The 26,714-nt window shown below is 58.4% G+C and carries 20 protein-coding genes; 14 read left to right on the top strand and 6 right to left on the bottom strand.

What is annotated here, in order from left to right; genetic code table 11:
• The first annotated feature begins 7 nt into the window (after positions 1–7).
• The 3 genes from DSM14862_RS02895 (at position 8) to DSM14862_RS02885 (ending at position 4,180) form a co-directional block, all read left to right on the top strand.
• Positions 8–1,078: a branched-chain amino acid ABC transporter permease gene (locus DSM14862_RS02895; protein ID WP_007118910.1), complete on the top strand. Its 1,071-nt coding sequence runs from the start codon at positions 8–10 to the stop codon at positions 1,076–1,078.
• Positions 1,078–1,938, top strand: a complete 861-nt coding sequence (locus DSM14862_RS02890; RefSeq protein WP_007118909.1) for an alpha/beta fold hydrolase — start codon at positions 1,078–1,080, stop codon at positions 1,936–1,938. The genes DSM14862_RS02895 and DSM14862_RS02890 overlap by 1 nt, the downstream gene beginning before the upstream one ends.
• 166 nt (positions 1,939–2,104) lie before the next feature.
• Positions 2,105–4,180: a sensor histidine kinase gene (locus DSM14862_RS02885; protein WP_131541668.1), complete on the top strand. Its 2,076-nt coding sequence runs from the start codon at positions 2,105–2,107 to the stop codon at positions 4,178–4,180.
• Positions 4,181–4,185: 5 nt separating this feature from the next.
• On the opposite strand, the gene DSM14862_RS02880 is transcribed toward DSM14862_RS02885, so the two are convergent.
• Entirely contained in the window at positions 4,186–5,040 is an 855-nt protein-coding gene (locus tag DSM14862_RS02880; protein WP_007118907.1) for a fumarylacetoacetate hydrolase family protein, read from the bottom strand.
• A gap of 160 nt (positions 5,041–5,200) precedes the next feature.
• Here DSM14862_RS02880 and DSM14862_RS02875 point away from each other — a divergent pair, with 160 nt between their 5' ends.
• The 5 genes from DSM14862_RS02875 to DSM14862_RS02855 all read left to right on the top strand — a co-directional run bounded on the left by DSM14862_RS02875 (position 5,201) and on the right by DSM14862_RS02855 (position 13,723).
• Positions 5,201–7,468 carry an acyl-CoA dehydrogenase gene (locus tag DSM14862_RS02875; RefSeq protein WP_007118906.1) on the top strand — a complete coding sequence of 756 codons (2,268 nt, stop codon included), beginning with the start codon at positions 5,201–5,203 and terminating at the stop codon, positions 7,466–7,468.
• On the top strand, positions 7,465–8,763 hold the full coding sequence (locus DSM14862_RS02870) for an acetyl-CoA C-acetyltransferase (RefSeq protein WP_007118905.1): 1,299 nt from the start codon (positions 7,465–7,467) through the stop codon (positions 8,761–8,763). The genes DSM14862_RS02875 and DSM14862_RS02870 overlap by 4 nt, the downstream gene beginning before the upstream one ends.
• Positions 8,760–10,832 (top strand): 3-hydroxyacyl-CoA dehydrogenase NAD-binding domain-containing protein, encoded by a 2,073-nt coding sequence (locus tag DSM14862_RS02865; protein ID WP_007118904.1) that lies wholly within the window; start codon positions 8,760–8,762, stop codon positions 10,830–10,832. The genes DSM14862_RS02870 and DSM14862_RS02865 overlap by 4 nt, the downstream gene beginning before the upstream one ends.
• A gap of 87 nt (positions 10,833–10,919) precedes the next feature.
• The gene (locus DSM14862_RS02860; RefSeq protein ID WP_007118903.1) at positions 10,920–11,978 is read left to right on the top strand and encodes a dipeptidase; all 1,059 of its coding nucleotides are present in this window, start codon (positions 10,920–10,922) and stop codon (positions 11,976–11,978) included.
• Between the two features lie 155 nt (positions 11,979–12,133).
• Entirely contained in the window at positions 12,134–13,723 is a 1,590-nt protein-coding gene (locus DSM14862_RS02855) for a sensor histidine kinase (protein WP_243254304.1), read from the top strand.
• A 39-nt stretch (positions 13,724–13,762) separates the two neighbouring features.
• On the opposite strand, the gene DSM14862_RS02850 is transcribed toward DSM14862_RS02855, so the two are convergent.
• The 3 genes from DSM14862_RS02850 to DSM14862_RS02840 all read right to left on the bottom strand — a co-directional run bounded on the left by DSM14862_RS02850 (position 13,763) and on the right by DSM14862_RS02840 (position 16,536).
• On the bottom strand, positions 13,763–14,902 hold the full coding sequence (locus DSM14862_RS02850; RefSeq protein WP_007118899.1) for an aminotransferase class V-fold PLP-dependent enzyme: 1,140 nt from the start codon (positions 14,900–14,902) through the stop codon (positions 13,763–13,765).
• 72 nt (positions 14,903–14,974) lie between these two features.
• Positions 14,975–15,646: an amino acid ABC transporter permease gene (locus DSM14862_RS02845; protein WP_007118898.1), complete on the bottom strand. Its 672-nt coding sequence runs from the start codon at positions 15,644–15,646 to the stop codon at positions 14,975–14,977.
• 80 nt (positions 15,647–15,726) lie between these two features.
• Positions 15,727–16,536 (bottom strand): ABC transporter substrate-binding protein, encoded by an 810-nt coding sequence (locus DSM14862_RS02840; RefSeq protein WP_007118897.1) that lies wholly within the window; start codon positions 16,534–16,536, stop codon positions 15,727–15,729.
• Positions 16,537–16,708: 172 nt separating this feature from the next.
• Here DSM14862_RS02840 and DSM14862_RS02835 point away from each other — a divergent pair, with 172 nt between their 5' ends.
• The 3 genes from DSM14862_RS02835 (at position 16,709) to htpX (ending at position 18,828) form a co-directional block, all read left to right on the top strand.
• Entirely contained in the window at positions 16,709–17,365 is a 657-nt protein-coding gene (locus DSM14862_RS02835) for a GntR family transcriptional regulator (RefSeq protein WP_007118896.1), read from the top strand.
• 218 nt (positions 17,366–17,583) lie between these two features.
• Positions 17,584–17,823, top strand: coding sequence for a hypothetical protein (locus DSM14862_RS02830; RefSeq protein WP_007118895.1), 240 nt, complete (start codon positions 17,584–17,586; stop codon positions 17,821–17,823).
• 81 nt (positions 17,824–17,904) lie between these two features.
• The gene (gene htpX / locus DSM14862_RS02825) at positions 17,905–18,828 is read left to right on the top strand and encodes a zinc metalloprotease HtpX (protein ID WP_007118894.1); all 924 of its coding nucleotides are present in this window, start codon (positions 17,905–17,907) and stop codon (positions 18,826–18,828) included.
• A gap of 241 nt (positions 18,829–19,069) precedes the next feature.
• Here htpX and DSM14862_RS02820 read toward each other — a convergent pair whose 3' ends face one another.
• A complete protein-coding gene (locus DSM14862_RS02820; RefSeq protein WP_007118893.1) occupies positions 19,070–21,667 on the bottom strand; it encodes a hybrid sensor histidine kinase/response regulator in 2,598 nt (865 codons plus the stop codon).
• Between the two features lie 24 nt (positions 21,668–21,691).
• On the bottom strand, positions 21,692–22,174 hold the full coding sequence (locus DSM14862_RS02815) for a molybdopterin-dependent oxidoreductase (protein ID WP_007118892.1): 483 nt from the start codon (positions 22,172–22,174) through the stop codon (positions 21,692–21,694).
• A 251-nt stretch (positions 22,175–22,425) separates the two neighbouring features.
• Here DSM14862_RS02815 and DSM14862_RS02810 point away from each other — a divergent pair, with 251 nt between their 5' ends.
• From DSM14862_RS02810 to DSM14862_RS02800, 3 genes are all read left to right on the top strand, one after another.
• Positions 22,426–23,046, top strand: coding sequence for a response regulator transcription factor (locus DSM14862_RS02810; RefSeq protein WP_007118891.1), 621 nt, complete (start codon positions 22,426–22,428; stop codon positions 23,044–23,046).
• A 417-nt stretch (positions 23,047–23,463) separates the two neighbouring features.
• On the top strand, positions 23,464–23,976 hold the full coding sequence (locus DSM14862_RS02805) for a hypothetical protein (protein ID WP_007118890.1): 513 nt from the start codon (positions 23,464–23,466) through the stop codon (positions 23,974–23,976).
• A gap of 47 nt (positions 23,977–24,023) precedes the next feature.
• Complete coding sequence (locus DSM14862_RS02800; protein ID WP_007118889.1) at positions 24,024–26,639, top strand: beta strand repeat-containing protein; 2,616 nt, start codon at positions 24,024–24,026, stop codon at positions 26,637–26,639.
• The last annotated feature ends 75 nt before the right edge of the window (positions 26,640–26,714 follow it).

Genomic DNA, 26,714 nt, shown 5'->3' with positions numbered 1-26,714 from the left:
GGTGACCATGCAGACCAAATCCACCTATGGCACCATCGCCGTGAAAACCGCCGTGTTGCAGATCGCCGCCCTGCTGCTGTTTGCGCCCTTCCTGTTTCAAGACGTACGCGCGCTGGAGGTGGCAGCCCGCATCTGTATCTTCATCGTGCTGGTGGCAAGCTATGACCTTTTGATCGGGTACACTGGCATCGTCAGTTTTGCCCACACGATGTTCTTCGGCTTTGGTGCCTACGGTGCTGCCATTTCTTTGCGTGAAATGGGACCGGGCTGGGATGCCGTGGCCTTGGGCGCTGTCGCCGGGGTGTTGGTCTCGCTTATCGTGGCGACGGCGGTCGGTCTTCTGAGCCTGCGGGTCAAGGCGATCTTCTTTGCGATGATTACACTGGCCACGGCCTCAGTCGCGCTGGTGCTGGCCTCGCAACTGTCGCAGTTCACCGGCGGCGAAGACGGCATCACCTACCGCGCGCCAGACCTGTTCAAGACTGCGACAAAACTGATGGTGGACGAGGACGGCAAGGTGGTGCGCCTCTTCGGTGTGAAACTGAACGGCAAGCTTGCGGCCTACTACTTCGTCTTCTTCACCTCGCTCGCCTTGTTCCTGCTGATGCTGCGTGTCGTGGCGGCGCCGCTTGGCTCGGTCCTTAAAGCCATCCGCGAGAACGAAGCCCGCGCCGAAGCCATCGGCTACCGTGTCGTGGCTTACCGCACTTTCGTCTTCTGCCTGTCGGCTGCTGTCGCGTCATTGGCGGGAACGATCTATGCTGTTTGGCTCAAGTACACCGGGCCGGACACCACGCTTAGTTTTGCAATCATGATCGACATTCTGTTGATGGTGGTGATCGGCGGCATGGGCACGATGTGGGGCGCGGTTGTTGGCGCGGTGCTGATGGTCATGGCGCAATACTACCTGCGCGACCTTATGGGCGCTGCCGCCGAGGCAACCGCAAGCCTTCCCCTCCTGCCCGAGCTGCTTGACCCTGATCGCTGGCTCTTTTGGCTTGGCATCATCTTTATCCTGCTGGTCTATTTCTTCCCTCGGGGGATCACTGGCACCATCATGCAAAAGGGTGCGCGCTGATGACCTTCCCTCGTTTCCGCTTTGTCCCTGTGATGGACCACGAGATTCACGTTACCGAATGGGGCGACCCGACCAAGCCCTCCCTGATGATGTTGCACGGCCTGGCCCGTACGGGCCGCGATTTTGATGAGGTCGCAGCGGCGTTATCGGATCATTTCCATGTGCTTTGCCCCGATATGATCGGACGCGGATTGTCGAGTTGGTCGCGCAACCCAGAGGCAGAATATTCGGTCGAATACTATGCCGGCATCGCGACAGATGTGATGGACCACTACCAAATCGACTGCGCAACATGGTTTGGCACGTCGCTGGGCGGTATGATCGGGATGCACATCGCCTCGGGCCATGACGCAGACCGGATCAGCGCCTTGGTGGTGAACGACATCAGCCCCGAATTGCCCAGCGAGGCCGTCGACCGGATTTTATCTTATGTCGGCAGCCTGCCGGACTTCACGACCTTTAACGAAGGCGAGGCGTGGCTGCGCGACACCTACGCCCCCTTTGGCCCGGCAGCCGACGTTTTTTGGCAGCGCATGGCGCGAACATCTTTGCGCCGCCGTGGTGATGGGAACCTCACCCTGCATTATGACCCTCGCATAACCGTGCAATTCACAGCTTCGGCGCATGAACTTTCGACGTGGGACCGCTGGGCCCGGATCACCACGCCCACGCATCTTCTGCGCGGTTCCAAATCGGACCTGCTGCTGCCCGAAGCCGCCAAGCGCATGACCCAAAGCGGCCCGCGCCCTGGCCTCACTATTTTCCCCGATTGCGGCCATGCGCCAAACATTTCCAACCCCACGGACATCGCAGAGCTTCGCCATATTTTGCGAGAGATGTTGGGCAAGATCGAAACATAGAAAATAGCCACATTTGCAAATTTGACGCTGTTGCCCGGTGATTTGCCTGCCAGCGGGTATTTACCTTGCCTCAACAAAGAACTCTGCGGTCTAATGACTTAGGGGCGTACTAGGCACGTAGAAGGCCGTGGCGCAAAGGGCAGAGACCGACTTGGGCAAAACCGGCATGAAAAATATTAGAAATGCGCTATCCCGGCGTGCGACACAGATTTTCATTCTGGTTGCATTGGGCGGTGTAGTCCTTGGCTTTGGTCAAAGGATCGAGACCCTTTCCTACCAGACCTACATGCAGGATCTGGAGCTTGATACCACATTGGAATTGATCGAAGTGCGTGAGCGGATCCGCGCAGACATTTTCGACCAAATCCTCAAACTGCGCGAATTGGCCACGGTCGTTAGCGAGAACCCCACGATCAGCCAATCCGAGTTCAGCGCCCGCGCGACAGAGTTCATGGCCGACAATCAAGACGTTATAAACATCGCCGTCGCCCCTGACCTGGTTGTTACGATCATCCACCCCCTTGAGCCCAACCGAAGCGTGCTGGGCCTAGATTATCGCCAAAACGAGGCGCAGCGGCCCAAGGTCGAACAGGCCATGGAGAGTGGCGAAGGGCTGGTCACCGGGCCGGTTGATCTGGTCCAAGGCGGTCGCGGATTGATCTTGCGGCACCCGGTTTTCTATTCAAACGGCGGCCCAGATGTCGAAGCAAATCGGCCTTGGGGCATTTTGTCCATGGTTCTTGATTATGACGCCTTCGTCGCACGGCTGCAAATTCCCGAATTGGCCGAGAAATACGATCTGGCCATTCGCGAACTGAGCCCGACAGGCGAGGTTGAGCAGACGATCATCGGCGATCCGAACATAAATTTGGTCAACCCGATTGAGCTTGATTTCAACTTTGCCTTTGGGGTTTGGCAATTGGCCGCCACCGTTAAAAACGGCTGGCCCGAGCATCGCCCCGATTTCTGGCTACACTGGCTCCTGCGCTTGCAAGGTGCGGCGGGGGTAACCATTTTTGCGTGGTATATCATGCGATTGGCCGAAAACCGCAAACTGGCCGAAGAACGTCTGCGTATGGGAATCGAAGCGCTCGACCATGGGTTTGTCATGTATAATGCCAAGGGTATCTTGGTGCTTTGCAATGAGAAATACCGTGAAATTCACGATTATAGCGAGGTGGTAAAGCCCGGATCCTCCTACGAGAAAATCGTCCGTGACAGCATCCGCCGTGGCATTGTGCCCGATGCTGTCGGCAAAGAAGAGGAATGGATCCGCGTCTGGCTGGAAAAGCGCGAAAACGGTGCATTTGAAACCGAGCAGCGGATGCCCGATGGCCGCATCATCCGCACCTCAGACCGGCGTATGGAAGACGGCAGTGTTGTTGGCCTGCGGATTGATGTGACTGATCTGAAAAAAGCACTGCTGACAGCTGAGGATGCGAACAAGGCCAAAACCGACTTTATGGGTGTCCTCAGCCACGAACTGCGTACACCGCTGACCGTCATTCTGGGCCATGTGCGGCTTGCGCGGCATTTCGACCGCACCCCGGCGGCACGCGACCTCAGCACCGCCATCGATGCCGATCCGCAAACACGTGAAACACTCGCCCCGAAACTTGCGACCACGCTTAGCAAGCTGGGCGACATCATGCAGACGGTTGAGCGTTCTGGCAATCATCTGCTGACCTTGATCAACGAAGTGCTCGACTTTGCCAAGATCGACGCAGGCAGCCTGTCGATCACGATGGAGCCCGTCCAAATCGACGACATCGTCGCCCCCACCGTCGATCAGTTGCGCCCGATGATCGAAGACAAAGGGCTAGAGCTAAAGGTAAAATCGGCCACCGGCGTGATGTTGGCCGATGGCAAGCGCATCCAGCAAATTTTGATTAACCTGTTGAGCAACGCGACGAAGTTCTCTGACCAAGGCACCATCTCACTGACCTGCCGCATCCGCGGGGAAGTGGTTGAATTTCGCGTCACGGATACCGGCATCGGCATCCCCGAAAACGAGCTGGAGCGCGTTTTTGAGCCTTTCCATCAGGTCGATTCCACCGCCACGCGTCGTTTTGGCGGCACTGGGCTAGGGCTTGCCATCTCGCGCGATATTGCCACGGCCCACGGCGGCAGCCTTGTCGCGACAAGCATAATCGGCAAAGGCAGCAGTTTCCTGCTGACCCTGCCCCTGCGCCCCGCAATTGCCGTGGCCGCCGCCGAAGCACGAGAGGCCGAGGTGGCGTAACCCCCTCAGCTTTCGGATAGCCGTTCCACCACCTGCTCTTGCTCACCCAAGCCTTCGACACCCAGACGCACTCGGTCGCCCGGATTAAGGTAGCGGGGCGGTTTGAACCCCATGCCCACGCCGGGCGGCGTGCCCGTGCAGATCAGATCGCCCGGCTCTAGCTGAATGAATTCAGACATGTAGGAGATGATCGTCGCCACATCAAAGACCATCTTTTCGGTCGTGCCGTCCTGTAGCCGTTCGTCATTGATATCTGTCCAAAGGGACAGCTTGCCTGCATCGCCCAGCTCATCGCCCGTTACCAAAACCGGCCCTGTGGGGCAAAAATTGGGAAAGCTTTTGCCTTTGACCCATTGGCCGCCCCGCTCGGCCTGCCACGCGCGCTCTGACACGTCATTTACAACGCAATAGCCCAGCACATAATCCAGTGCTTCGTCGCGGCTGACGTTCAGCGCCGTGCGTCCGATAACCACACCCAACTCGACCTCCCAATCAAGCTTGGTCATCCCCTTGCTGTAAAATAGTGGATCATTTGGCCCGCAATAGCTGCGGCTGGCTTTGTTAAAAAGGATCGGCTCGGTCGGCACCTGCATCCCAGCTTCCGCCGCGTGGTCGGAATAATTCAGCCCAATCCCCCAGATGTTGCGCGGCTGGCTTACGGGTGCGGCAATGCGCTGCCCCTGAGCCTCAAACAGCGGCAACCCCTCCAGATCGACGCCGTCCAGCGTTTGGCGCAATGTCTCAATGGTCTCGGGTGTGAAATCGGCCACAAGGCTTGAGACATCACGTGCCTGCCCTGCCGCATCCAGCACCACTGGCGTCTTCGCCCCGTCGCGCGCCCCGTATCGCATCAATCGCATGGTCTGGTTCTCCCTTTCTCAACCATCATTGGGGGCACCATAGCCAAAGACGCGGCGCTGACCACACCCTTGGCAAGAGGGCATTTGAGACCACCTGACGTTGTGATCCATTAGGAACCGATAAGATGTGAAGGGCGTTGGCCTGGTGAAGGGGGCTCCCATGAAAAACCTGCGCACCGACCTGCTCACCAAACCAATTTACCGTTGGGCCAAGAAAGCCCTGCCCGCGTTGTCCCAGACCGAAAGCGAAGCGCTCACCGCTGGCGAAGTCTGGTGGGAGGCGGAGCTTTTCTCCGGTAATCCTGATTGGTCCAAGTTGCAGGCGGTCAAGGCGCCCCGCCTTAGCGCAGAGGAGCAAACATTCTTTGACGGTCCGGTGCAAGAGTTCTGCGCCATGATCGACGATTGGAAAATAAACCACGAAGCCGCGGATCTGCCCCCGGAGGCGTGGGCCTTTCTACGCGACAAGAAATTCTTCGGCATGATCATCCCTAAATCCCATGGTGGTTTGGGGTTTTCAGCCTTCGCCCACTCCGAGGTGGTACGCTTTATCTCGTCGCGCTCTGTTGCTGCGGCGGTCACCGTGATGGTGCCCAATTCCCTCGGTCCCGGTGAGCTGCTGCATCAATTCGGCACGGAGGCGCAGAAGGATCACTGGCTTCCACGGCTTGCGGATGGGCGCGAGCTGCCTGCCTTTGGCCTCACCAGCGCCGAGGCCGGCTCGGACGCGTCGGCCATGGTGGATGAGGGAGTGATTGAAAAAGGGATGTGGCAAGGCGAAGAGGTGCTGGGCATACGCCTTAATTGGGCGAAACGCTACATTACCCTCGCTCCGGTTTGCACGGTTCTTGGCCTTGCCTTTCAACTGCGCGACCCCGACAGCTTGTTGGGGGATACGCCTGACATTGGCATTACCTGCGCGCTTGTTCCGACTGATCTGGCGGGCGTGGAGACGGGCCGGCGTCACCTGCCATCCTCTACCATGTTCATGAACGGGCCGACGACCGGTAAGGACGTATTCATCCCGCTCGACCACATTATTGGTGGGGCAGACTACGCGGGAAAGGGCTGGATGATGCTGATGTCGGCCCTGGCCGCTGGCAGAGGTATCTCTTTGCCGTCAATGGGTTGCGCCGCCATCGCTTTCTCCGCACATACCACAGGTGCCTATGCCCGCATTCGCCAGCAGTTCAACTTGCCAATTGGTAAATTCGGCGGGGTGCAAGCGCGGATGGGGCGGCTTGCGGCAGACGCCTATGCGATGGACGCCGCCCGCCATTTAACCTGCGCTGGCTTGGATGAAGGCCGTGCGCTTTCCGTCATTTCGGCCATCATGAAAGCCCACGCGACCTTTAAAATGCGCGAGGCGCTGAATGACGCGATGGATGTGCATTCTGGCAAAGCTGTGATCGACGGGCCGCTCAACTACTTGCTGCCACTCTACCGCGCGGTACCAATTGGCATCACGGTCGAGGGCGCGAATATTGTCACCCGCAGCCTGATCATTTTCGGCCAAGGGTCTATCCGTGCGCATCCGCATATGCTCGACAATATGCTGGCATTGCAGATGGAGGATGAAGCCAAGTCTCTTGAGGCTTTTGATAAGTCTCTCTGGGCGCATGTGGGGCACACCACCAAAACGCTGTTCCGCGCTTGGGGCCGTGCACTGACGGGCGGACGTTTCGCCCCTGCCCCTGATGCAGGCGCTGCGACGCCGATTTACCGCGAGCTTGCGCGCTGGTCGGCGGCCTATGCGCTAACGGCGGATTTCCTTTTCCTCACTCTTGGCGGCGCACTGAAGCGCGAAGAGATGATCTCAGGCCGGATGGGCGATATCCTATCTGAAATGTATATCCTGTCGGCCGCGCTTAAGCGGTGGGAAGACGAAGGCCGTCAACAAGCCGATCTGCCGCTGCTGCAATTTGCAGCCGCCGACGGCTTTTCACGCATACAAGCAGCGCTCGATGGGGTGATCGCCAATCTGCCAGCCCGCTGGGCCGCGTGGGTGTTGCGTGCCCTGACGCTGCCGGGCATGGGCCGCCGTGGGCCGAACGACACGCTGACCGAAGAATGTAGTGCGTTGATCTATGCCCCCTCGGCCACCCGTGACCGCATCACCGGGCGGCTCTTTCAAGGTGGCGAAGGTGATGGAATTGATCTGCTTAATCGCTGCTATGTCAAAGTGGTCGAGATGGAGCCGGTGATGAAACGCCTGCGCGACGCGAAAAAGACACCGTTGGAAGCACGGCAAGCAGGGCTCATCAGCGACGCTGAAATGACCGAACTTGCTGCCATGAACGACCTCGTGACCAAAGTGGTCGCCGTGGATGACTATACGCCCGAAGCGCTGGCTTATTACTTCCCCGACCTAGATGCGCCGCGAGATGATCCTGACGAAAACACCAACCCGAGAGAGGCCGCCGAATGACCCATCACAAAGCGCAGCGCGTCTTTCTGGTCGATGGCGCCCGGACCCCATTCATGAAGGCACGCCAAGGCCCCGGCCCCTTTACCCCTGTTGATCTGGCCGTGCAGGCCGGGCGCCCCCTGCTAGCCCGCCAAAACTTTGACCGCGCAGCATTCGATTTAGTCATTCTCGGTTGCGTCAACGTGATTGCGGATGAGATGAACCCTGCCCGCGTCGCCGCACTGCGGTTGGGATTGGGGGAGCAAACTGTCGCCTTTACCGTACAGATAAACTGCGGCTCTGGCATGCAGAGCATCGACACCGCATACCGATACATTCGCGACGGCAGCCATCAGATGATCCTTGCTGGCGGCGCTGAGGCGTTAAGCCATGCCCCCTTGGTGCTGCGTCAGTCAGCGGTGGAATGGTTCGGTCGGATGAATGCCGCCAAGGGACCGATGGATATGGCCCGCGCTATGACCGGCCTACGACCGGAGTTTTTCAAACCCGTTATTGGGCTGGAGCGCGGCCTGACCGACCCGATTACAGAGCTTAACATGGGCCAAACAGCTGAGGTGTTGGCGCATCGGTTCGGGATCGACCGTGCGATGGCAGATACCTACGCGATGGAAAGCCACCACCGCCTCGCTGCAGCGCAAAACAATGGGCGACTGACAGATGAAGTCATGCCTGCCTTTGACCGCGATGGCACCGTCTATGACCACGACGACGGCGTGCGCCCCGACAGTGATATGGAGAGCCTTTCCAAACTGAACCCGGTTTTCGAAAAGCCCCATGGCAAGGTAACCGCGGGGAATTCCAGCCAGATTACCGACGGTGCAAGCTGGGTCATTGTCGCCTCTGAACGCGCGGTAGAGGCGCATGGGCTGACGCCCCTGGCCGAGATCACCGACAGCGAATGGGCGGCACTTGATCCGTCGATCATGGGGTTGAGCCCCGTACTGTCCGCTACCCCCATTGCGCAACGGCATGGGCTGGAGTTGAACGACATCGGCCTATGGGAATTGAACGAGGCCTTTGCCGCACAGGTGCTTTCCTGCGTGGCCGCATGGAACGACGAAGACTTTTGCCGCAATGTGCTGGGCTATGACGCGGCCTTTGGCCGGATCGACCGTGACAGGCTGAATGTCGATGGAGGGGCAATCTCACTTGGTCATCCGGTCGGCACCAGCGGCAACCGGATCGTGTTGCATCTGGCCAATGCCATGAAAGCGCGCGGTGCCAAACGGGGCATCGCCACGGAATGTATCGGCGGCGGGCTTGGCGGCGCAATGATGCTGGAGGCAGTGACATGACTGGGCATGTGTTAAAGTATTTGGGCGAAAGCAAACTCGAACTCGGTGCGGCAGAGGAGCGCAAGGGGAACTGGCGCACGGGCCGCGACCAAGAGGGCATTCTGTGGCTCGCGCTCGATAAAGCGGACAGCAGCACCAACACGATCTCTGGCGATGTGCTGCGTGAACTAGAGCGCCATGTCTCTGCCGCTGAAGAGGACCTGCCTCATGCCGTGGTAATCCGTTCGGCCAAGCCGGGTGGCTTTGCTGCCGGGGCGGATATCACCGGTTTTGCCAAAATGAGCGATGAGGGCGCGGGGGAACTGCTGACCCAAGGCCATGCAGTTCTGGACCGGCTTGAAAAACTCTCTTGCCCGACAATTTGTGTGGTCCACGGCGCAGCACTTGGTGCGGGCTTTGAATTGGCGCTTGCTTGCGACATTCGCATCGCGGTGCCGGGCGCATCTTTCGCCTTTCCTGAAGTGCAGCTTGGTCTTCACCCCGGCCTTGGCGGCACGTTCCGCCTGCCCGCATTGATCGACTCGACCGAAGCGATGACCATGATGCTGAGCGGGAAAACCGCCCATACCAAACGCGCCAAGACACTGGGGATCGTTGATGAAATCGTCGAAGAACGCCACGTCGCCGCCGCTGTTCGCGCGTTTGCCAAGACTGGGATAGAACGGGCGGAACCGGGGCTGAAAACCCGTGCGCTCGGGTTGGAACAGGCGCGCACTCTGCTTGCACGGCAAATGCGCAACCGCACCGAAGAACGCGCCCCCGCAGACCACTACCCTGCGCCACATGCGCTGATCGAACTTTGGGAAGAGCACGGTACCGACCGCAGAACCATGCAGCGCGGAGAGATCCGGTCGTTCGCTAACCTTCTGAAAACGCCCAGTTCCAAGAACCTCCGCCGTGTCTTTTTCTTACGGCAGAAGCTGAAAGACACGGCACGCGGTGACGATGATATAGCCCATGTGCATGTGATCGGCGCTGGCACCATGGGAGCTGAGATTGCCGCCATGACCGCGATCCGTGGCAAGCGCGTCAGTCTGAGCGATCTAGATACCACCGCCCTTGGTCGCGCCATCAAACAGGCGGCCAAGCTCTGCGAAGACAAACAGCTGACCAACACCAAAACGCGCGATGCCCTTGACCGATTGATGCCAGACCCCAATGGCTATGGCATTTCCCGCGCTGACCTGGTGATCGAGGCGGCCCCAGAACGCATGGAGGTCAAAGAGAAAATCTACGCCGAATTGAAGGCGCAGATGAAAGAGGGCGCGATCCTTGCATCCAATACGTCTAGCCTCTCAATTGACGATCTCAGCGCCCACGCCCCTGACAAAACCCGGTTTGCGGGGCTGCATTTCTTTAACCCCGTCGCAAAAATCCCGCTTGTCGAAGTGGTGGTCGGGACTGACACAGATACGCAAACCGCCGATCGTTTGGCGGCCTTCTGTGGCGCCATTGGCAAGCTGCCGGCCCAGGTTGGCGATTATCCCGGTTTCGTGGTGAACCGCATCCTAACCCCCTATCTTATGGAGGCGATGGTGCTGATGGATGAGGGCGTGCCGAAAGAGGTGATCGACAGCGCCGCCTTGCGGTTTGGCATGCCAATGGGGCCGGTAACACTGGCCGACCAGGTGGGGCTCGACATCGGATTGCATGTGGCCGAAAGCCTGCGCGATCGGCTTGATAAACCAATGGCTGAGATCACCGATATGCTGCAGGCGCGCGTCGAACAGGGTGATTTAGGCCGCAAAACGGGGCGTGGCTTTTATGATTGGTCCGACGGATCGCCACATCCCGATAGCGAAGAGCATGGCCCCGCGGACCTGACCGACCGGCTGATCTTGCCAATGCTGAACGCCGCTGTCGAAGTGCTGGGCCAAGGGGTCGCCAAAGACGCAGATCAAATCGATGCCGCGATGATCTTCGCCACCGGCTGGGCCCCCTTTCGTGGCGGCCCGCTGCAGTACGCCCGCACCCGCGGCACACGCGACGTGAGCGACCGACTGCGCGCTCTCGCCAAGGCGCACGGCCCGCGGTTTGAGCCCGATGAGGGTTGGCAAGGGTTCAATTGACCCACGGGCGGGGCTGCGCTTGCGACTGGCCAGACCCGCCTTTGCCATGATAGCTCCTTTCGCATGAGCAGCGAACGGAAGCCCCCGATGACCACCGCAAAAGTTTTCGACGGCCACAACGATTTCCTGCTGCGTCTGTTGCGAAACCCTGCCAATCGCGAAACCACTTTTTTGACCGATACCGGCCAAGGGCACCTTGACCTCCCCCGTATGCAGCAAGGTGGTTTTGCCGGGGGATTTTTCGCCATCTACATCTCATCGCCCGCGCCCGAGACCGATCTGATGGCGCAGATGAACAACCCGCCCTATGCGCTGCCCTTGCCCGAAGAGGTGCCATTGTCCGAGGCCCAGCCGGTAGCGCTGGCCATGGCTGGGCACCTGAAATGGATGGAACGCGCGTCGGACGGACAGTTCAAGATTTGCCGCACATCGGCAGAGCTACGTCATTGCCTCGACAACGATATCATTGCTGCAATCATGCATATCGAGGGGGCCGAGGCGATTGGTCCGGACCTTGATGCACTCTATCTATTCCATGACATGGGGCTGCGCTCTCTCGGCCCCGTCTGGAGCCGCCCGACGGCATTTGGGCATGGCGTGCCCTTTGCGTTTCCCGCCTCACCTGATAGCGGGCCCGGCCTGACACCTGCGGGCAAAGACCTGCTGCGCCTGTGCAACCGGATGGGCATTCTCTTTGATTTGTCCCACCTGAACGAGGCTGGCTTTAATGATGTTGCGGCCTTCTCAGATGCGCCGCTGGTGGCGACCCATTCCAACGCCCACGCCATTTCGCCCTCGTCGCGCAATCTGACTGACCGGCAACTTGGCATGATCCGTGACAGTGACGGGATGGTTGGGGTAAATTTCGCCACCGGCTTTCTGAACGCCGATGGGCGCAAGACAAGCGATCAGGGGTTTGACGCCATGCTGCGGCATCTCGATCACCTGATTACCCATCTGGGTGAAGACCGCGTTGGGTTTGGTTCAGATTTTGATGGGGCCGAGGTGCCTGTTAAACTAAAGGATGCGGCCGGTTTACCTGCGCTTTGCGATGCCCTGCGGGCGCATGGCTATGATGAACCTTTGCTATCAAAAATCAGCCACGAAAACTGGCTTGCCGTGCTTGAACGGACTTGGCGGGATTGAAAATCTCGGCGTTCCGGCGGGGATGAAACGCGCTCATTTCGCCCTCGCTCTTCCGCTGCGCCATTGGCAGTGGGGCTTAAGGGCGATACCGTAAGATGAACGCTGCCTTCTAAACAGGCCTAGTCGAGAAAAACGCGAGCAGAGCAGAGGCCTAGATGAACGATTTTTACGACGCGATGGCGGATTTCGATGATCCGCTTCGGCAACTCTATATGCTTGCTGTCGAACCAGACCTTTCAGTCGAAGGCAAGATTGCCAAACTCCTTCAACTGGGTACCGAGGCGCTTGGTCTTGAACTGGGCATCGTCAGTCGCATCGAGCATCCGGTCTACGAATGCCTTTTTGTACACGGCCCCGACTGGGCGCCTGCACCCGGCACCACCTTTGATATCAATGGCACCTATTGTCTGCACACGCTTAACAACGCTGATGTGACCTATTTCCACCACGCCGGACAGCAAGAGATCGCAACCCACCCATGCTATCTAAATTTCGGCCTGGAAAGCTATATCGGGGCGCCGCTGAACTGTGGCGGTGAGTTGTTTGGCACGATCAACTTTTCGGGCAGTGCCGCCCGTTCGGCGCAGTTCAGTAATGCACAGATACAGTTTGTTCAGTTCCTCGCGCGTTGGCTGGGCAGTGAGTTGACATTGCAATCCGAACGTCGCGAGCTGCGCGAGCAGCGCGGCCTGCTCAAGGCCATGGTGGATGCCGTGCCCGAAGCGATTATCATGGCCGATCCCAACCGCCGCGTGGCGCTTGTAAACCCTGCCGTCGAAACGCTGTTCGGCTATGAGCCAGATCAGCTTCTGGGGCGGCAAACGGCAGTCTTATACGAGACCTTGGGCGGCTACGAACGCGCAGGCGAGGAGCGTTTTAACGCGAAGGCACCCAATGCACCGGGTGAATTTTCGATCGCCTGCCGCCGCGCCGACGGAACGACCTTTGAAGGCCAGGTTTCAACTGCCAAGGTTGAAACCGATCTCGGTGAGCATCTGGGCTTTCTCGGCGTCGTGCGAGACGTGAGCGAGCAGCGCGAGTTTGAGCGCGCCAAAGACCAACTTATCGCCACGGTGAGCCACGAAATGAAAACCCCCCTCACCTCGCTGACCGGCGCACTGCGCCTGCTTGAGGCCACGCAAGACGACCTGCCCCCGCAAAAGCAAAAATTGCTGCGGCTTGCACTGCGCAACGCTCGGGCGATTGATCAGATGGTGGCGGATATTCTTGATGTGGAAACCCTGCGCAGGCCGGATCAATCAGGGTTCACCGAACGTCCTTTGGCGCCTCTGTTGGCGCAGGCCTCTGAGGCCTTAGTTTCTTACGCTAAGGACCGCGATGTCCATCTCGAAATGTCCCCCCGTGACGCGCCCGCCCCCCTGTTGCAGCTTCACGAAGGGCGGCTTATGCGGCTGCTGTCGAACCTGCTGTCCAACGCGATCAAAGCCTCTGACAAAGGGGGGACGGTTAAGCTGGGCATCTCAGAAAACGGTGCTGGTTTCTGGGTGCAGGACCAAGGCGGCGGCCTGCCGCTGGAGCTGCAACCGGTCCTCTTTGATCGGTTCTCACGCGGGTCCAGCTACCGGGTCGAAGAGGGGCACGGGCTGGGCATGAGCATCGTCAAAGCCATCGTTGACCAACACCTCGGCAGTATCAGGTTTGAAACGGCCGAAGGCGAAGGCACCACCTTTTTCGTGGATTTTCCTTCGCCTAAGACGAATTCAGATGCGATGGCACCCTCCTGACGGCCCCCTTCTGACGGCCACCACGGGCATCCCTAAGCGTTAGGCCAAGAACGCCCGCAGCGCTTGCAGGGTCCGCTCGATCCCTGCAGCGGTTGTCAGCACCCCCGGCGACATGCGCAGAATTTGACTGCGGTTGTCGACGTAAATATCCAAGGCCGCCAGATGCGCCACCACGTCGGCAGCGTCGATGTGATCCGGCAAGACAACCATCAAGCTACCACCGCGCTGGTCTGGGTCAGCTGGGCTTGCAAGGTTTAGCCCCATCTCATCCAGACCCGCCTGTAACTGGCCGGTCAGCTTGCGGTTATGCGCAGCCAACGCTGCCGTATTTTGCCCCATGCGCCATTTCATCGCCGGAAGGCTCGCCACCGCTGGCACTGTCGAAGGCGTGCCACTGTCGAGCCGTTGAATGTCGGGCGCAAACTCAAAAGCGCCCAAATCCCATGAGAACGGGTTGCCCTGCGAGAACCAGCCGCGCATTTCAGGTTCGCATTGTGGGATCAGATCAGCGTCCATGTAGACGATCCCGGCCCCCGGCGTGCCGCACATCCATTTGAGGCTCGTCGACAGCGCGAAATCCACGCGCGGTTCGGTCACGTCATAGGGCAGCAACCCCACCGCCTGCGTCATATCAACCCCGATGAGCGACCCCATATTCCGGCCATGTGCCACCAACGCCGGGATATCCAGACGGTGCGAGGTGGTCGAACTGACCCATGTCAGCAGCGCCAAGGCCACGTCTTCGTCCCAATGGGCGATGATATCCTCGGCCTCTACCCAATGCCCGCCTTGCCGGATTGGCACAGTGTTCAACGTGAAACCAAAACGTTTCGACAGCCCGGTGAGCAGGAAGTGCAGCGAGGGGAAGCCGTCTTCGGCCACCAACACCTTCTTGCCACGGAGGGTTCCTTCGGGCAGCGCACCGATGACGGCCATCAAGCCGGTGGTGACACTCTCAGTCGTGGTAACGGTTCCCTGTGGCGCGCCGATAAGCTCGGCCCAGAGGTCGATGAACTGCTGCCGCTTGGGCAGCACATCCGCCCATTGATCACCGTTCGGCGCGGCCCAAGCATCGGTGAAATCGGTGAGCCCCGCCAACATGTCGGCGTGTTTGCCAGGGTATTGGCCGATGGAATGATAAAGGAGATAGGCGTCGCCCGTTCCTGTTTTTGTGGACATTGTAATCTCCGTAGGGTGTTGGCCGCGCGGGGCGCGAGACGATAGGATTGATGTGAATTCTTGCTGAAAGGATCAGCGATAACCGCGTTTGTAATGCTGCTCGAGCCAGCCGGTAAATCGCACCATGGGCCAAAGGATTGCGATATAGAGCAGCGCGGCCAGCAGCAGGGGTGTAGGGTTCGCAAAAAGCGCCTGCGCGTCGGTGGCCTGTTTCAACAGATCATCCATCGCCACGACCGAAGCCAGCGATGTGTCTTTCATGATTGCCACGGCATAGGATGCCAGCGGCGGGATCATCATGCGAAATGCCTGCGGCAGGATCACTTTGCGCATGGTGGTGGCGAAAGACAGGCCAAGCGCATCACAAGCCTCAAACTGGCCACGCGGCACGGCTTCGATCCCGGCGCGCACGACTTCTGCGGTATAGGCCGCGAGCACCAGTGCCAGCGCAATGGTCGCCGCCACGAACGAAGAGAAGACAATGCCAGCGAAAGGCAGCGCATAGTAAACGAGGATCAGAACCACAAGAACCGGAATGGCGCGGAAGATATCCGTATACAGAACCGCGAGCAGCCGGAACGGTTTCGCCGCATAGAGCCGCACCAGACAGACCAAAACACCCAGAATCCCGCCAAAGAAGATGGCCGAAAAGCCGAGCAGGATCGTATTGACCAGCCCACGCATCAGGATGGGGAAAGCGCGGCGCATCACGTCGAGATTGAAAAAGATGTCGAAGATTTCCATAGCGCATTCCGTCAATTTGATCGCAGGAGGCCAGCCTTATGCCGCAAGCGGAGAGCACCCCGCCTGCGGCCTCAACTTTGTCAGTCAGCAGAAGTCGGTACGGGCAGCGGAGTGACCGCGAGGCTGCCTTCCGCAGGTGCTACGCCAAGCCATTTCTCATACAGCGTCGCCATGGTGCCATCTTCCTTCATAGAAGAGATCGCATCGTTGACCGCTTCCAGATGCTCAGACCCTTTCGGCATCATGATCGCAAATTTGTCGCCTGTGGGGATCTCGACCGAGACCTGAAGCCCCTGCATTGTCGGCTGCGCGAATGCATAACGCAGGCTAACGATATCGTTTACGGCGGCATCAATCCGGCCACTGCGCAGGTCGGTCAGCATATTCGCCGTCGTGTCATAGCTGGAATAGGATGCATAACCAAGCTCGGCCTCGCGCTCCTTCAACCAATTCTCTGGGAACGAGGTCGCAATAGAACCGATGCGCTTGCCTTCCAGCCCGTCCAGATCTGCGATCCCGGCATCGGTTTTGGTGCCCACGCCAAGCGCGCCCGAGAAATAAGGCTGCGTGAAGGACTGCGCCTCAAGCCGCTCATCGGTGATGGTCAATGACGAGATTACCGCGTCCACCCGGCCCGAGGCTGTCGCGACGAAAAGCGCGCGGAAATCGTAGCCGCTGATCTCGGTCGTCTTGCCAAGGCGAGCGGCAACTTCGTTAATGATGTCGACTTCAAAGCCTTCAAACTCTCCGGCTTCGTTCTTGAACTCCCACGGCGGGTTTGCCGGATAGGAGCCGATTTTCAGCACATCCTGCGCCATGGCAGAGACGCCAGACAGTGCCGTAAAGGCCGCGACGGTGAGGCCAACGATCAGATTTTTATTCAGATTCATGTTTTTCTCCCTGTGAACATCCCCGCGCAGTGCGGCTAGTTTCACAGTATGGCTGCCAGTTTTCGTATACGAATACAAATCAAATTTAATAGAAAGAGTGATTAAACCTAGCCATACGCGCATTTTTTGCGCATGATTGTGAGATAATTGAATACTTTTCTACGAGGTGAGAATGCCCCGCACAGCCAAGCGCCATATGAAAGATCAGATCTACGACATCTTCCTTGGGCGCATCCAGCGAGGTGAGATCAGCCACGGCGAACGCTTTGTCGACACCGCCGTCGCTGAGGAGTTCAACGTCTCGCGGATGCCCGTGCGCGACGCGCTGATGCGCCTGTCACACGAAGGCTACCTCGACAGCACGACACGGGGCTTTACCCTGCCAAACCTCTCGATGCGCCAGATTTGCGAGATTTTCGAGCTGCGCCGCCTGCTAGAGCCACGCGCCGCCGCGCTGGCGACCAATCAGCTGACCGACGACGATATCGCGACCCTGACGCGCGCAGTGCAACAGGCCGAACATACGTTGGAGACTGGCGAAATTGAGAGCCTCTTTGCCGCGTCCGAAGACATCCGCCGCACATGGATTATGGCCGTGCCCAACATTGAACTGCGCGACACGATCCTGCGTTACATGGCGCAAATTCAGGCCGTTCGTATGGCCACTCTGCGCGATGCCACCGCCCATGAAACGCTTGTTGATCTGCAACGCGACATGCTGCGTGCCTTTGTTGAACGCGACGCAGCCAAGGTCGAACTTCTCCTGCTGCGCTATGTTCTCGCCGGGGAAGACAGCTTCTTGCGCCTCAAAGCCAGCGAATGCGGTTAATCCGGTCTGCGTTTGGATAAGGCTCAGTTCATTCGCAGCGGCCCATTCGCAGCGGTTCGGGCGTACATTCGAGCCTGCCTCCTCGCGTCGTCAAACACGACGCCGAGCGGGTTATTCTTGCAACCCATAGGTTCCAGTACGGGGCACTTGCGGATCGCCCTTGCAGTTCATCCAGCCCCTCGGAATAGTGTGCGAAAGCGGTCCAGCCGGAGGCGCCGATGACCAACACACCAAACAACCCCCTGCGCCGCGTTTTACTAAGCCTTGCGATTTGGTTTTTCGTGGTGACCGTCGTGGTCCTGATCTACGCCAAAGGGGACGATCCGATGCCGCTGAGTTTCCTCAGCCGACTAGGCATCGCAGCGGGCATCGTTGCCTTTATGAATATCCCGCTGATACGCAAGATTGGGCACATCTATCTGCATACAACGCCAGACGACGGCGATCTTGACGACTAGTGCGCTCTGCCGCCGGGCGGCTTGCACGTCGCAGGAAACACCCCATATTTCCCCCATAGGGTACAACCGCGAGAAACCAAGATGGGCTATGTAAAGACGGCAATGCTGATGGCGGCGATGACCGCGCTTTTCATGGGCGTGGGCTATCTGATCGGCGGATCGGGCGGGGCGCTGATCGCATTGGTCGTGGCAGCAGGGATGAACGCCTTCACCTGGTGGAACTCCGACCGCATGGTGCTGAAGATGCACAAGGCGCAGCCGGTCTCTCCCGGGGATCGCAACGGGCTTTATGCCATGACGGCCGAGCTTGCCCGCAACGCCGGGCTGCCTGAACCCAAAGTATATTTGATCGACACGCCGCAGCCCAATGCCTTTGCCACCGGGCGCAATCCGGCCAATGCTGCCGTGGCAGTGACGGCGGGCCTGATGCAAAGCCTAAGCCGGGAAGAACTGGCCGGGGTGATCGCCCATGAACTGGCCCACATTCGCAACCACGACACGGCGATTATGACCGTAACAGCCACCTTTGCCGGTGCGATTTCCATGCTCGCGAACTTCGCGCTGTTCTTTGGTGGCGCGCGGGAACGGATGGGGATGATCGGCACGTTGATGATGATGTTCCTTGCGCCCATGGCCGCGGCCTTGGTGCAGATGGCAATCAGCCGGACCCGCGAATATGCCGCCGACAAGGCTGGGGCCGAGATTTGTGGCAATCCGCTCTGGCTGGCCTCCGCCCTTGAGAAGATCGCCATGGGCGCCGCGCGGATCGATAATCATGCTGCCGAGCGCAACCCGGCCACGGCACATATGTTCATCATCAATCCATTGCACGCCCATAAGCACGATCGCCTTTTCGCCACACACCCCGCGACCGAGAACCGCATCGCGGCCCTGCGGGCAATGACGCCCACCACGCCCCCTGTGCGGGCACAAAGCTCCCGCCCCACCAGCAGCAGCCGCATTCCCAAGAGCGGCAGACGCGGGGACGCAGGGCCGTGGAGCTAAGCCGCGCTCAGTCCCGCCGCCAGCAAGCCGTGCAAATCTGGCGTGTCTTATCCATGCCAAGTGCAGTTTTAGAATGGTCGCGCAGCTGCCGCAAAACACCTGCCATGCGAATCGTCACTGACTAAGAAATTTGCGGAAGTTTAGCCGGTCCGTAGCCTATACCGATGAGCCAAGTTAAGGCTCTGGACACCGTAGCTGTCCGCCCAAAGAGAGGCGGCGCCGCGTGACAATGGGGATGCAGTCAAAGGCCTACCTGAGCTTTCATCGCCGCCTGTGTGGCGCACCATGTGCCCGGCAAAGCTTCGCATAGGCCCCGCGCCCCTTCGTGTTTGTCAGTCTTACACGCGGTCTCGATTTCTTTGAGCAATCCGTGCAGACGGTCCGCCCCAAGCATACCACACATCCCGGCCAGGCCGTGGGCCCGCGTTTGTAAATCGGGTAAGCTGTCAGCGGCCAACAGGTTGGGCAGGTCATCCGCCACTTGATCGATAAGCTTTTGAACACGCTCTCGCAGTTTCTCATCTCCCAGGAGATCGAATAAATCTGTCATCTGTCTTTCGTCCAACAGCGGCCGTTTCGTAAATTTCCCTTGCACCGATGTCTGCGCGTTGGTGAGGCGCACTGGCAGCGGTTGATCTGGCATCACCTCGCGCACGGCGATCTCCTGCAAGCGTGCGCGGAGCACTTTCATATCTAATGGTTTTTGCAAGAACCCCGACATGCCCACTGTCGCAAACTCCGCGCGCTCTTTGGGCAAGGCATGGGCAGTTACGGCAAGTATCGGCGTCGTCTGGTTGGGGCCATTGCCAGACAGGATCGCCTTGGTTGCCTGAACGCCATTCACGTCTGGCATCGAAATATCCATCAGAATCGCATCGAAGGCCGCGCTTTCCGCAAGCGCAATCGCCTCGCGTCCTCCGCTTGCAAGGGTGACCTCATGGCCGATCCTTTCAAGCATCGCCTTGATGAGATCGCGGTTAATCTCATTATCATCGACCAAGAGCAGATTGAGCCGCGCTGCCGGGGTCTGTTCTATGCGCTTTTCGTGCAGGTCCGAAATGTTGTCCGACGGATCGGCCTGCACGGCATCCACGACCTCAACCGGCAGGCGGATTGTGAAACACGCCCCCTTCCCGAGAACTGACTCGCATTTGATTTCCCCGCCCAAGCGCTTGACCAAACGGCGCACGATCCCAAGCCCCAGACCCGTGCCCCCAGTTCGACGCTCATAGCGGCTATCGAGTGAGACGAAATCTTCGAAGATGCGGTCTATATCTTCTGCTGGGATGCCAGAGCCGTCATCTTCGACTTGAAAGTGAAACTCCTCGCCTGCCTTTGTTGACGTTTCTGCAAACCACCCCCTGAGGGTCACATCACCACCCGGATTGAACTTGATCGCATTGCTCAGAAGGTTGACCAGTATCTGCTGAATCGCCCGTGGGTCTGTTACGATGGGTTTGTCTTCCAGCCGCGTCAGATCAAGGTGCAGCCGGGTGCCACCCGCCTCGGCCAAGGGTTCCATCGTGTTAATGATACCCGCCATCAACACGGTCATGCCGCAGGCCTGCTGAACCTGCTCATATGTCCCTGCTTCGCTTCGCTCAATCGCAAGTACATCATTGATGTGGCTCAGAAGAATCTCCCCCGAAACCATGGCTGCATCGACATAGCGCTTTTGTTCGTTGTCGAGCCGATCGTCCTGAAGCAATTGCAATGCAGAGATCACGCCGTTGAGCGGGGTACGCATCTCATGGCTCATCATGGCAAAGAAACGCGACTTTTCTTGATAAGCATCCAAAGCTTCATCACGCGCGGTGATGATCTCGGCTTCACGCTGACGCTTTTCGGTGATGTCACGAATGTAGGCGATGAAAAGCGACCCTTCCGCCGAAGGGGATTGCGACACCGACATTTCTACGGGGAAAATGCGGCCATTCTGGTCGATCATCTCAAATTCGCGGCGGCCTTTGTCAGCGACCTCGGTTTCACCCGTCTCGCGAAATTTCATTAGCCGTTTGTGGTGGGTTGTGCGGTCTTCTGGCGGAATCAACAGGTTCACATAGCTCCTGCCTTTCGCCGCTTCGTGGGTAATTCCGAATATCTCCTCAGCTGAGCCGTTGAAATCTTCGATCTCGCCCCGCTCATTGATAACCACGATAGCGTCAAGCGATGCTTGGAGCGTCTTGGCAAGTCGCAGGTGGTTTTCTTCGACCATTTGCGAGGTGCGGTTTAATCGGCTGGCCTGCCGCGACAGGCGATAGACGGCGCCGACCAAAGCGAGTGTGACGATCAACACAATCGCTGCCATCACTTCGATCAGTCGCACAATCTCATGGCGTTCGTTCTGAGACATTTCGCTGGCGATCGCGATCGACGCCAACGCGATCTCGCGGGGTAGATCCTCTACGGTACGCAGCATCGTATCAATATCGTCGAGCGCGGCGGCCAATTGGGCATCCGTGCCATCAATCACCGGCAGGAAACGGTCGAGCAAAGCACGCAATTCGCGGATCTGCGGCTTGGCCTTAGCATTGTTGCGCACCCGCTCTGCCAGCAGGACGCGGCTGTAGAAGATGTCGAACCGTTTGCGAAACTCAACCAAAGCTTCAGGCGTGGCGGATTGCGCCTGTGTCAAAGCGCGGTCGGTCTTGAGGAACTCAATCTCAATCTGGGTGAAGACCCATTCGGCGTGGTCCTGCTGGGCACTGTCGAGCGCGCGGATCCTGTCCCAGACGTTATAGGCCAGATAGGCTGCGATGCTCATCCCCACGACAAGGGCGAGCACCAGAACCTGTCGGCTTCTGGCGCGCGCGGGCCCAAATTGTGTTGCGTCCTTCATCTGGGCCCTTCGCGCCATGTTCAGTTATTCGACACTAATTCGGTCAAGCTGCCAGATCGACCGGCTGTAGACCAGTTCAGTCTGGTAAGCGATGTCGCTGTCATACGGATAGACGACCCAAAGCGGCCCCTTGTCGCGGCGTGACATCTCTTCCCCATTGGTGTGGTAGGCGATGATTGGGCCATCCTCGACTGCATCCGACATCGGGATTTCCACGGCGTAGTCATTGATTGCCGTTGCCGTGATCGTGCCTTCGTCAATGCTCAAGGTTTCGAACAATTGCTCTAAGGAGACACCTTCAAATTCCTGCGCACCATCGGTCCAGATGGTCGTAGTCTCAAAGCGCGACACCGGCATCGACTTAAGGTCCGATAGGGTGAAGCTGTGGGCTTCCTCGGCCAGTGTCACTTGGAGCACAACCTCTTCGTCTTGGGCGGCAACCGCCGATGCAAGGCAAATGGTAAGCGCGGCGACGGTGGTGATTCTGCTGAGGCTTTGAAAGATCATGTCTGGTTCCCTTATCTAGCGGTATGACCTGACCATACCCTGCACCTATGAGCGACGCGAAGGTGCAGAAGCGCATCCCTCTATACCAAAGGATAGGAACGCCCGCCTAGGCCTGCTCCTACTGCCCATACCAAAGAATAGCCGCGCATGCCTTTGCCCCCTCGACCCCTCAAGCTTTCATCTTTCTTATCAAACAGGCACACTCTACCTATTAAAGAACCCCGGTCACGTTTGGCCTTAGGAGACCTATTATGTCTTTGCGAATTTTAATTGCTGATGATCACGACATGGTCCGCGAGACCATTGCGATGTTTCTTGATGCAGACGGTTCGACCGTAACCGAAGCTGCGAGCGATCTGGCAGGCGCGCTGGATAAGATCAAAACCGAGCCGCCCTACGATCTGGTTCTGCTGGACTATACAATGCCCGGCATGAAAGGCCTGCAGGGGCTGCAAACCGTGCTGGGTATCAACGAAGGCCGCCCGGTGGGATTGATCTCTGGCACAGCCACCCGGCTTATTGCGGAGCAAGCATTGGACATGGGCGCAATCGGCTTCCTACCCAAGACATTGCCTGCCAAGTCATTGGTCAACGCTGTGCGCTTCATGGCAGCAGGCGAGACTTATGCCCCCGTCTCTTTCATGTCCGGCAAGGATAACCCCGAAGAGACCGATTTTGAGAAGGCTCTGTCTGAACGTGAGCGTCAAGTGCTGCGTGGATTGATGATCGCGCAGTCCAATAAAGAGATCGCGCGCGACCTCGATTTGCAGGAAGTGACGATAAAACTGCATGTCAAAACACTTTGCCGAAAACTGGACGCAAAGAATCGTACGGATGCTGCGATTATTGCACGCGACGCTGGCTTCGTTTAACGCGCCTATTTCGCGTTTGATCTGGCCCAGCGATACCAGCGCGCGCCCGCCGAAGCGCGCCTAGTTCTCCCTCCTCCTTGGTAACCATAATCGCCCGCCTCGTGCGGGCGTTTTTGCGTTTAGTTCATGGGGCCAATCACCGAATCAGAATTTCCAAAGCGGCTCTTTTCCCTGCAAAATTAACCATATGCTTGCTTTGCCTCAGCGCTGATGCCGTGCCGAATGATAGGCCCCGGCGCGACCTGATAGGGCTCCCTATTCTTTCGGTTAAGGGCCTGACCTCAGGCTCAGCACGTTAACCGTTCGCTCAGATGATATCCGTATTCGGTTCCTCGAAGATGAGAACAGGACAGCGCAATGGGCGTGTCCGTTCATTGCAACTGCCGGCTCTTCACCGGCCAACGAGGGAACTACTAGATGCGTATCAATATCTCCCAGTTATCCAAAACACTCATCGCGAGTACGGCTTTGTCTATCGCCGGCTTCGCAGCCGCTGCCGACGCGCTGTCGAGCGAATTTTCTTTCCGCGTGGTGGAGACCAACGCCGAGGGCGAAGAAGTCCTCGTGGAGCGTGAAAGCATCCGCCCGGGCGAGATGATCTCTTATGAGCTGCGCCACGAGAATATGACCGACGGCGCGATGGCAGGTCTCGTTATCGCTGCCCCGGTCCCGGATGGCGTCTCACTCGCATTTGGGTCCGAAATAACCTCCGTTGCCGCAGTCTTTGAAGTCCAAGCCGAGATGGACCCCGAACAAGAAGGGCTGGAATGGTCGACCGTTCCCGCCGTCCGCAAGGTCATCGATGCCGATGGCAACTTGGTCGAAGAGCCGCTCCCCGAAGAAGCTGTCGCCGCTGTGCGCTGGACCCTCTCGGAACCGCTCGAAGCAGGGGATTCTGCCTTTAACAGCTACCGCGTGCGTCTGAACTGAACCCGGCGCCTCTCTCTCCAACTACCATAGAACTAAGGAATATTAACGTGAAATACCAAACAACCTTCCTTCGCTCCGTCAGCGTCGTTGCACTCACTTCCGTCATCGGCACGGTCGTTTTCGCGGCCCCCGATGCGGGCTCGGTGATCGGCAACCAAGCTGTCGCGACCTATACCAATGCTGCTGGCGACACCATCACGGTAACCTCGAACATTGTTGAGACAATTGTTCAGCAAGTTGCTGGTGTCTCTATGACCTCCGACAACACTGAAACCATCGCTCCAGGCGGTAAGGCTTTCTTGCCCCACATCATCACCAACGACGGTAACGGCGCAGATGCGTTCTTGCTGGAGGCGGCTGAAGACGACAGCGGGACGCTCGATTTGCAACCCTTGGTCTTCTACCCTGACGCCAACATGGACGGCGTGGCCGATAGCGCCACTCCACTTACTGAAACACCTACACTGGCACCGGGCGAGCAGTTCGGCGTTGTGATCGAAGCCACGGCCCCTTCAACGGCGTCCGGTTCTGACACGATCACCGTAACAGCGACTTCCAACCTTGACGGCACGGTACTTATTACCAACACCGACACGCTGACGATCTCCAACGATGCGATTATTGAGCTGGTCAAATCCATGACGGCGGACCCGGCTTCAGGCGGCAACCCCAACATCATTGACGCTGGTGATGAAGTGACCATTACTTTGACCTATTCCAGCACCGGTCTGGTCGCAGCCAATAACTACTCGGTGCAAGATGTTCTTGATGGTCGCTTGGCCTATGTGGAGGGCTCGGCCCGCTGGTCTGACTCTGCGGACCCGTTGCTGGATGGTAACGGCTCCACCGTCCCTGATACCGACAACGGCTCTGGGGAGGAAATCGCTTGGGATTGGGATGGTGGCCAGAACGTCAACTTCCTGATCTCTTCGGTCGGCTCTGGCCGTTCGGGCGAGGTGACATTCCGCGCCACAATCACGGACACTGCCGATGCGGGTATCATCACCAACGTGGCAACCCAAGACGTTGACGGCGTAGCCTTCCCGCCGTCGAACACCGCCTCTGTTACCGTCGACAACCAATACGCGGTGGCCATCGCTGATACGGCGATCAATTCAGATGGCACAGCGGACGCGACGAATGCTTCGGGAACCGATGATGACGGCGCCAATAACGATGTCGTAACGGAAACTGCCGATGTTTACCAAGGCGGCGTGATCCGTCAAGAATTCGTGCTGACCAACCTTTCCAACAGCCCGGACAGCCTGCAGCTTGATATTGCCAATGTAGACTTCCCAGACGGTACGACTTTCCGCTTTGTCGGGGCTGACGGTATCACACCTATCATCAGCTCAATCGGTCCGCTGGGTATCGGTGAAAGCGCCAAAGTGACGTTGCTCGCAACTTTGCCAACCAATGTGACTCCGACTGCGACCACTAACTACACTGCGACAATCACCACCACTTCGGACAGCTCCGGCGTCTCTGACGTATCGACCGCTGAATTCTCCGGCGCGGTGATCGCCGCTTCGGTCGACCTTGAAAACGCCGTAGTCGGTTCTGAAGGTGATGGAGCAGCTCCGACAAATGGTGGCAACCCATGGATCACCGAAGGGACGGACCCGGGCGCACCTGTCGTCTTTGACATGCTGGTCGAAAACAACGGCCCGACCTCGGACAGCTTCAACCTGTCACTGGATCAAGCCCTTCCCGCAGGCTGGACGGTTGAGTTCCAACTGCCCGACGGCTCGCTTGTGTCGAATACAGGCACCATTCCGGCAGGGGCTTCGCAAGCCATTCGCGCGGTGATCACGCCAGCCGATGATGCGCTGCCCGGCGACACTTTGGTCGACATCGCGGTTGTCTCTTCCGTCTCGGGACAGGGTGACCGTATCGTCAACCAAGTCACGGTCAACGAAATCTACGACGTGAAGATCATCGACAACCAAAGCGCGCAGGCTTCGCCGGGTGGTATCGTGGACATCCTCCACACCATCTCGAACGAAGGGAACGTGGCCATCACCGAAGGGACGATCACAGAAGACGGTCTGACCAACTTCTCTGGTGCGATCTTCTGGGACCAGAATGGCGACGGCGTTATTGATCCCTCCGAGCCGGTCATCGATAACTTCAATGATCTGGGTGTAGGTGGGCTGGCCCCGGGTGACAGCATTTCGCTGATCTACCGTGTGCAGACACCGTCAACAGCAACCCAAGGTGTGTCCGAGGTCGGTTCGATCACCATCGGCAGTACGCTGAACGGGACCGGGACCGACATTGACCTGACCAACAACGCCGTCGAAGACCGCGTGGTCATCATCTCGGGCGATGTCACATTGAGCAAGTACCAGTATATCGATGCGCAATGCGACGGCACTGCGGGTACCTTTACGAAGACGCGCCTAGACGTCGAGCCCGGCCAGTGCATTCGCTACATGGTCGAAGCCGAAAACACTGGTGCTTCTCCGGCGGACAATGTGACCATCTCGGATGCAGCACCGGCCTATACCGCAGTGACAGACTGTGGCGGCGACTGCACTGAAAGCCTGTTCCCTGGGACCAGCACGGCAACCATCACGCCGACAAACGTATCGAGCGCGCATGGCACGATCCTTCCCGGCGGCTTTGCTCGGGTAGAGTTCACCGTACGGGTCGAAAACTAACCGACCACTCCGGCACCTCCGGTTGAGCGATGCTCGCCCGGGGGTGCCACCTCCTCTCCCCGTTCTCGTCTCCCC

Origin of the sequence: Sulfitobacter indolifex, from assembly GCF_022788655.1 — a bacterium.
Taxonomy (GTDB): domain Bacteria; phylum Pseudomonadota; class Alphaproteobacteria; order Rhodobacterales; family Rhodobacteraceae; genus Sulfitobacter; species Sulfitobacter indolifex.
Note: the sequence above shows the minus strand (reverse complement) of the source record. Positions and strands in the feature narration are given on the sequence as shown.

Coding starts and splice junctions, on each gene's coding strand:
- DSM14862_RS02895 (WP_007118910.1), top strand. CDS start 8: ATGCAGACCAAATCCACCTATGGCACCATCGCCGTGAAAACCGCCGTG.
- DSM14862_RS02890 (WP_007118909.1), top strand. CDS start 1,078: ATGACCTTCCCTCGTTTCCGCTTTGTCCCTGTGATGGACCACGAGATT.
- DSM14862_RS02885 (WP_131541668.1), top strand. CDS start 2,105: ATGAAAAATATTAGAAATGCGCTATCCCGGCGTGCGACACAGATTTTC.
- DSM14862_RS02880 (WP_007118907.1), bottom strand. CDS start 5,040: ATGCGATTGATGCGATACGGGGCGCGCGACGGGGCGAAGACGCCAGTG.
- DSM14862_RS02875 (WP_007118906.1), top strand. CDS start 5,201: ATGAAAAACCTGCGCACCGACCTGCTCACCAAACCAATTTACCGTTGG.
- DSM14862_RS02870 (WP_007118905.1), top strand. CDS start 7,465: ATGACCCATCACAAAGCGCAGCGCGTCTTTCTGGTCGATGGCGCCCGG.
- DSM14862_RS02865 (WP_007118904.1), top strand. CDS start 8,760: ATGACTGGGCATGTGTTAAAGTATTTGGGCGAAAGCAAACTCGAACTC.
- DSM14862_RS02860 (WP_007118903.1), top strand. CDS start 10,920: ATGACCACCGCAAAAGTTTTCGACGGCCACAACGATTTCCTGCTGCGT.
- DSM14862_RS02855 (WP_243254304.1), top strand. CDS start 12,134: ATGAACGATTTTTACGACGCGATGGCGGATTTCGATGATCCGCTTCGG.
- DSM14862_RS02850 (WP_007118899.1), bottom strand. CDS start 14,902: ATGTCCACAAAAACAGGAACGGGCGACGCCTATCTCCTTTATCATTCC.
- DSM14862_RS02845 (WP_007118898.1), bottom strand. CDS start 15,646: ATGGAAATCTTCGACATCTTTTTCAATCTCGACGTGATGCGCCGCGCT.
- DSM14862_RS02840 (WP_007118897.1), bottom strand. CDS start 16,536: ATGAATCTGAATAAAAATCTGATCGTTGGCCTCACCGTCGCGGCCTTT.
- DSM14862_RS02835 (WP_007118896.1), top strand. CDS start 16,709: ATGCCCCGCACAGCCAAGCGCCATATGAAAGATCAGATCTACGACATC.
- DSM14862_RS02830 (WP_007118895.1), top strand. CDS start 17,584: ATGACCAACACACCAAACAACCCCCTGCGCCGCGTTTTACTAAGCCTT.
- htpX (WP_007118894.1), top strand. CDS start 17,905: ATGGGCTATGTAAAGACGGCAATGCTGATGGCGGCGATGACCGCGCTT.
- DSM14862_RS02820 (WP_007118893.1), bottom strand. CDS start 21,667: ATGAAGGACGCAACACAATTTGGGCCCGCGCGCGCCAGAAGCCGACAG.
- DSM14862_RS02815 (WP_007118892.1), bottom strand. CDS start 22,174: ATGATCTTTCAAAGCCTCAGCAGAATCACCACCGTCGCCGCGCTTACC.
- DSM14862_RS02810 (WP_007118891.1), top strand. CDS start 22,426: ATGTCTTTGCGAATTTTAATTGCTGATGATCACGACATGGTCCGCGAG.
- DSM14862_RS02805 (WP_007118890.1), top strand. CDS start 23,464: ATGCGTATCAATATCTCCCAGTTATCCAAAACACTCATCGCGAGTACG.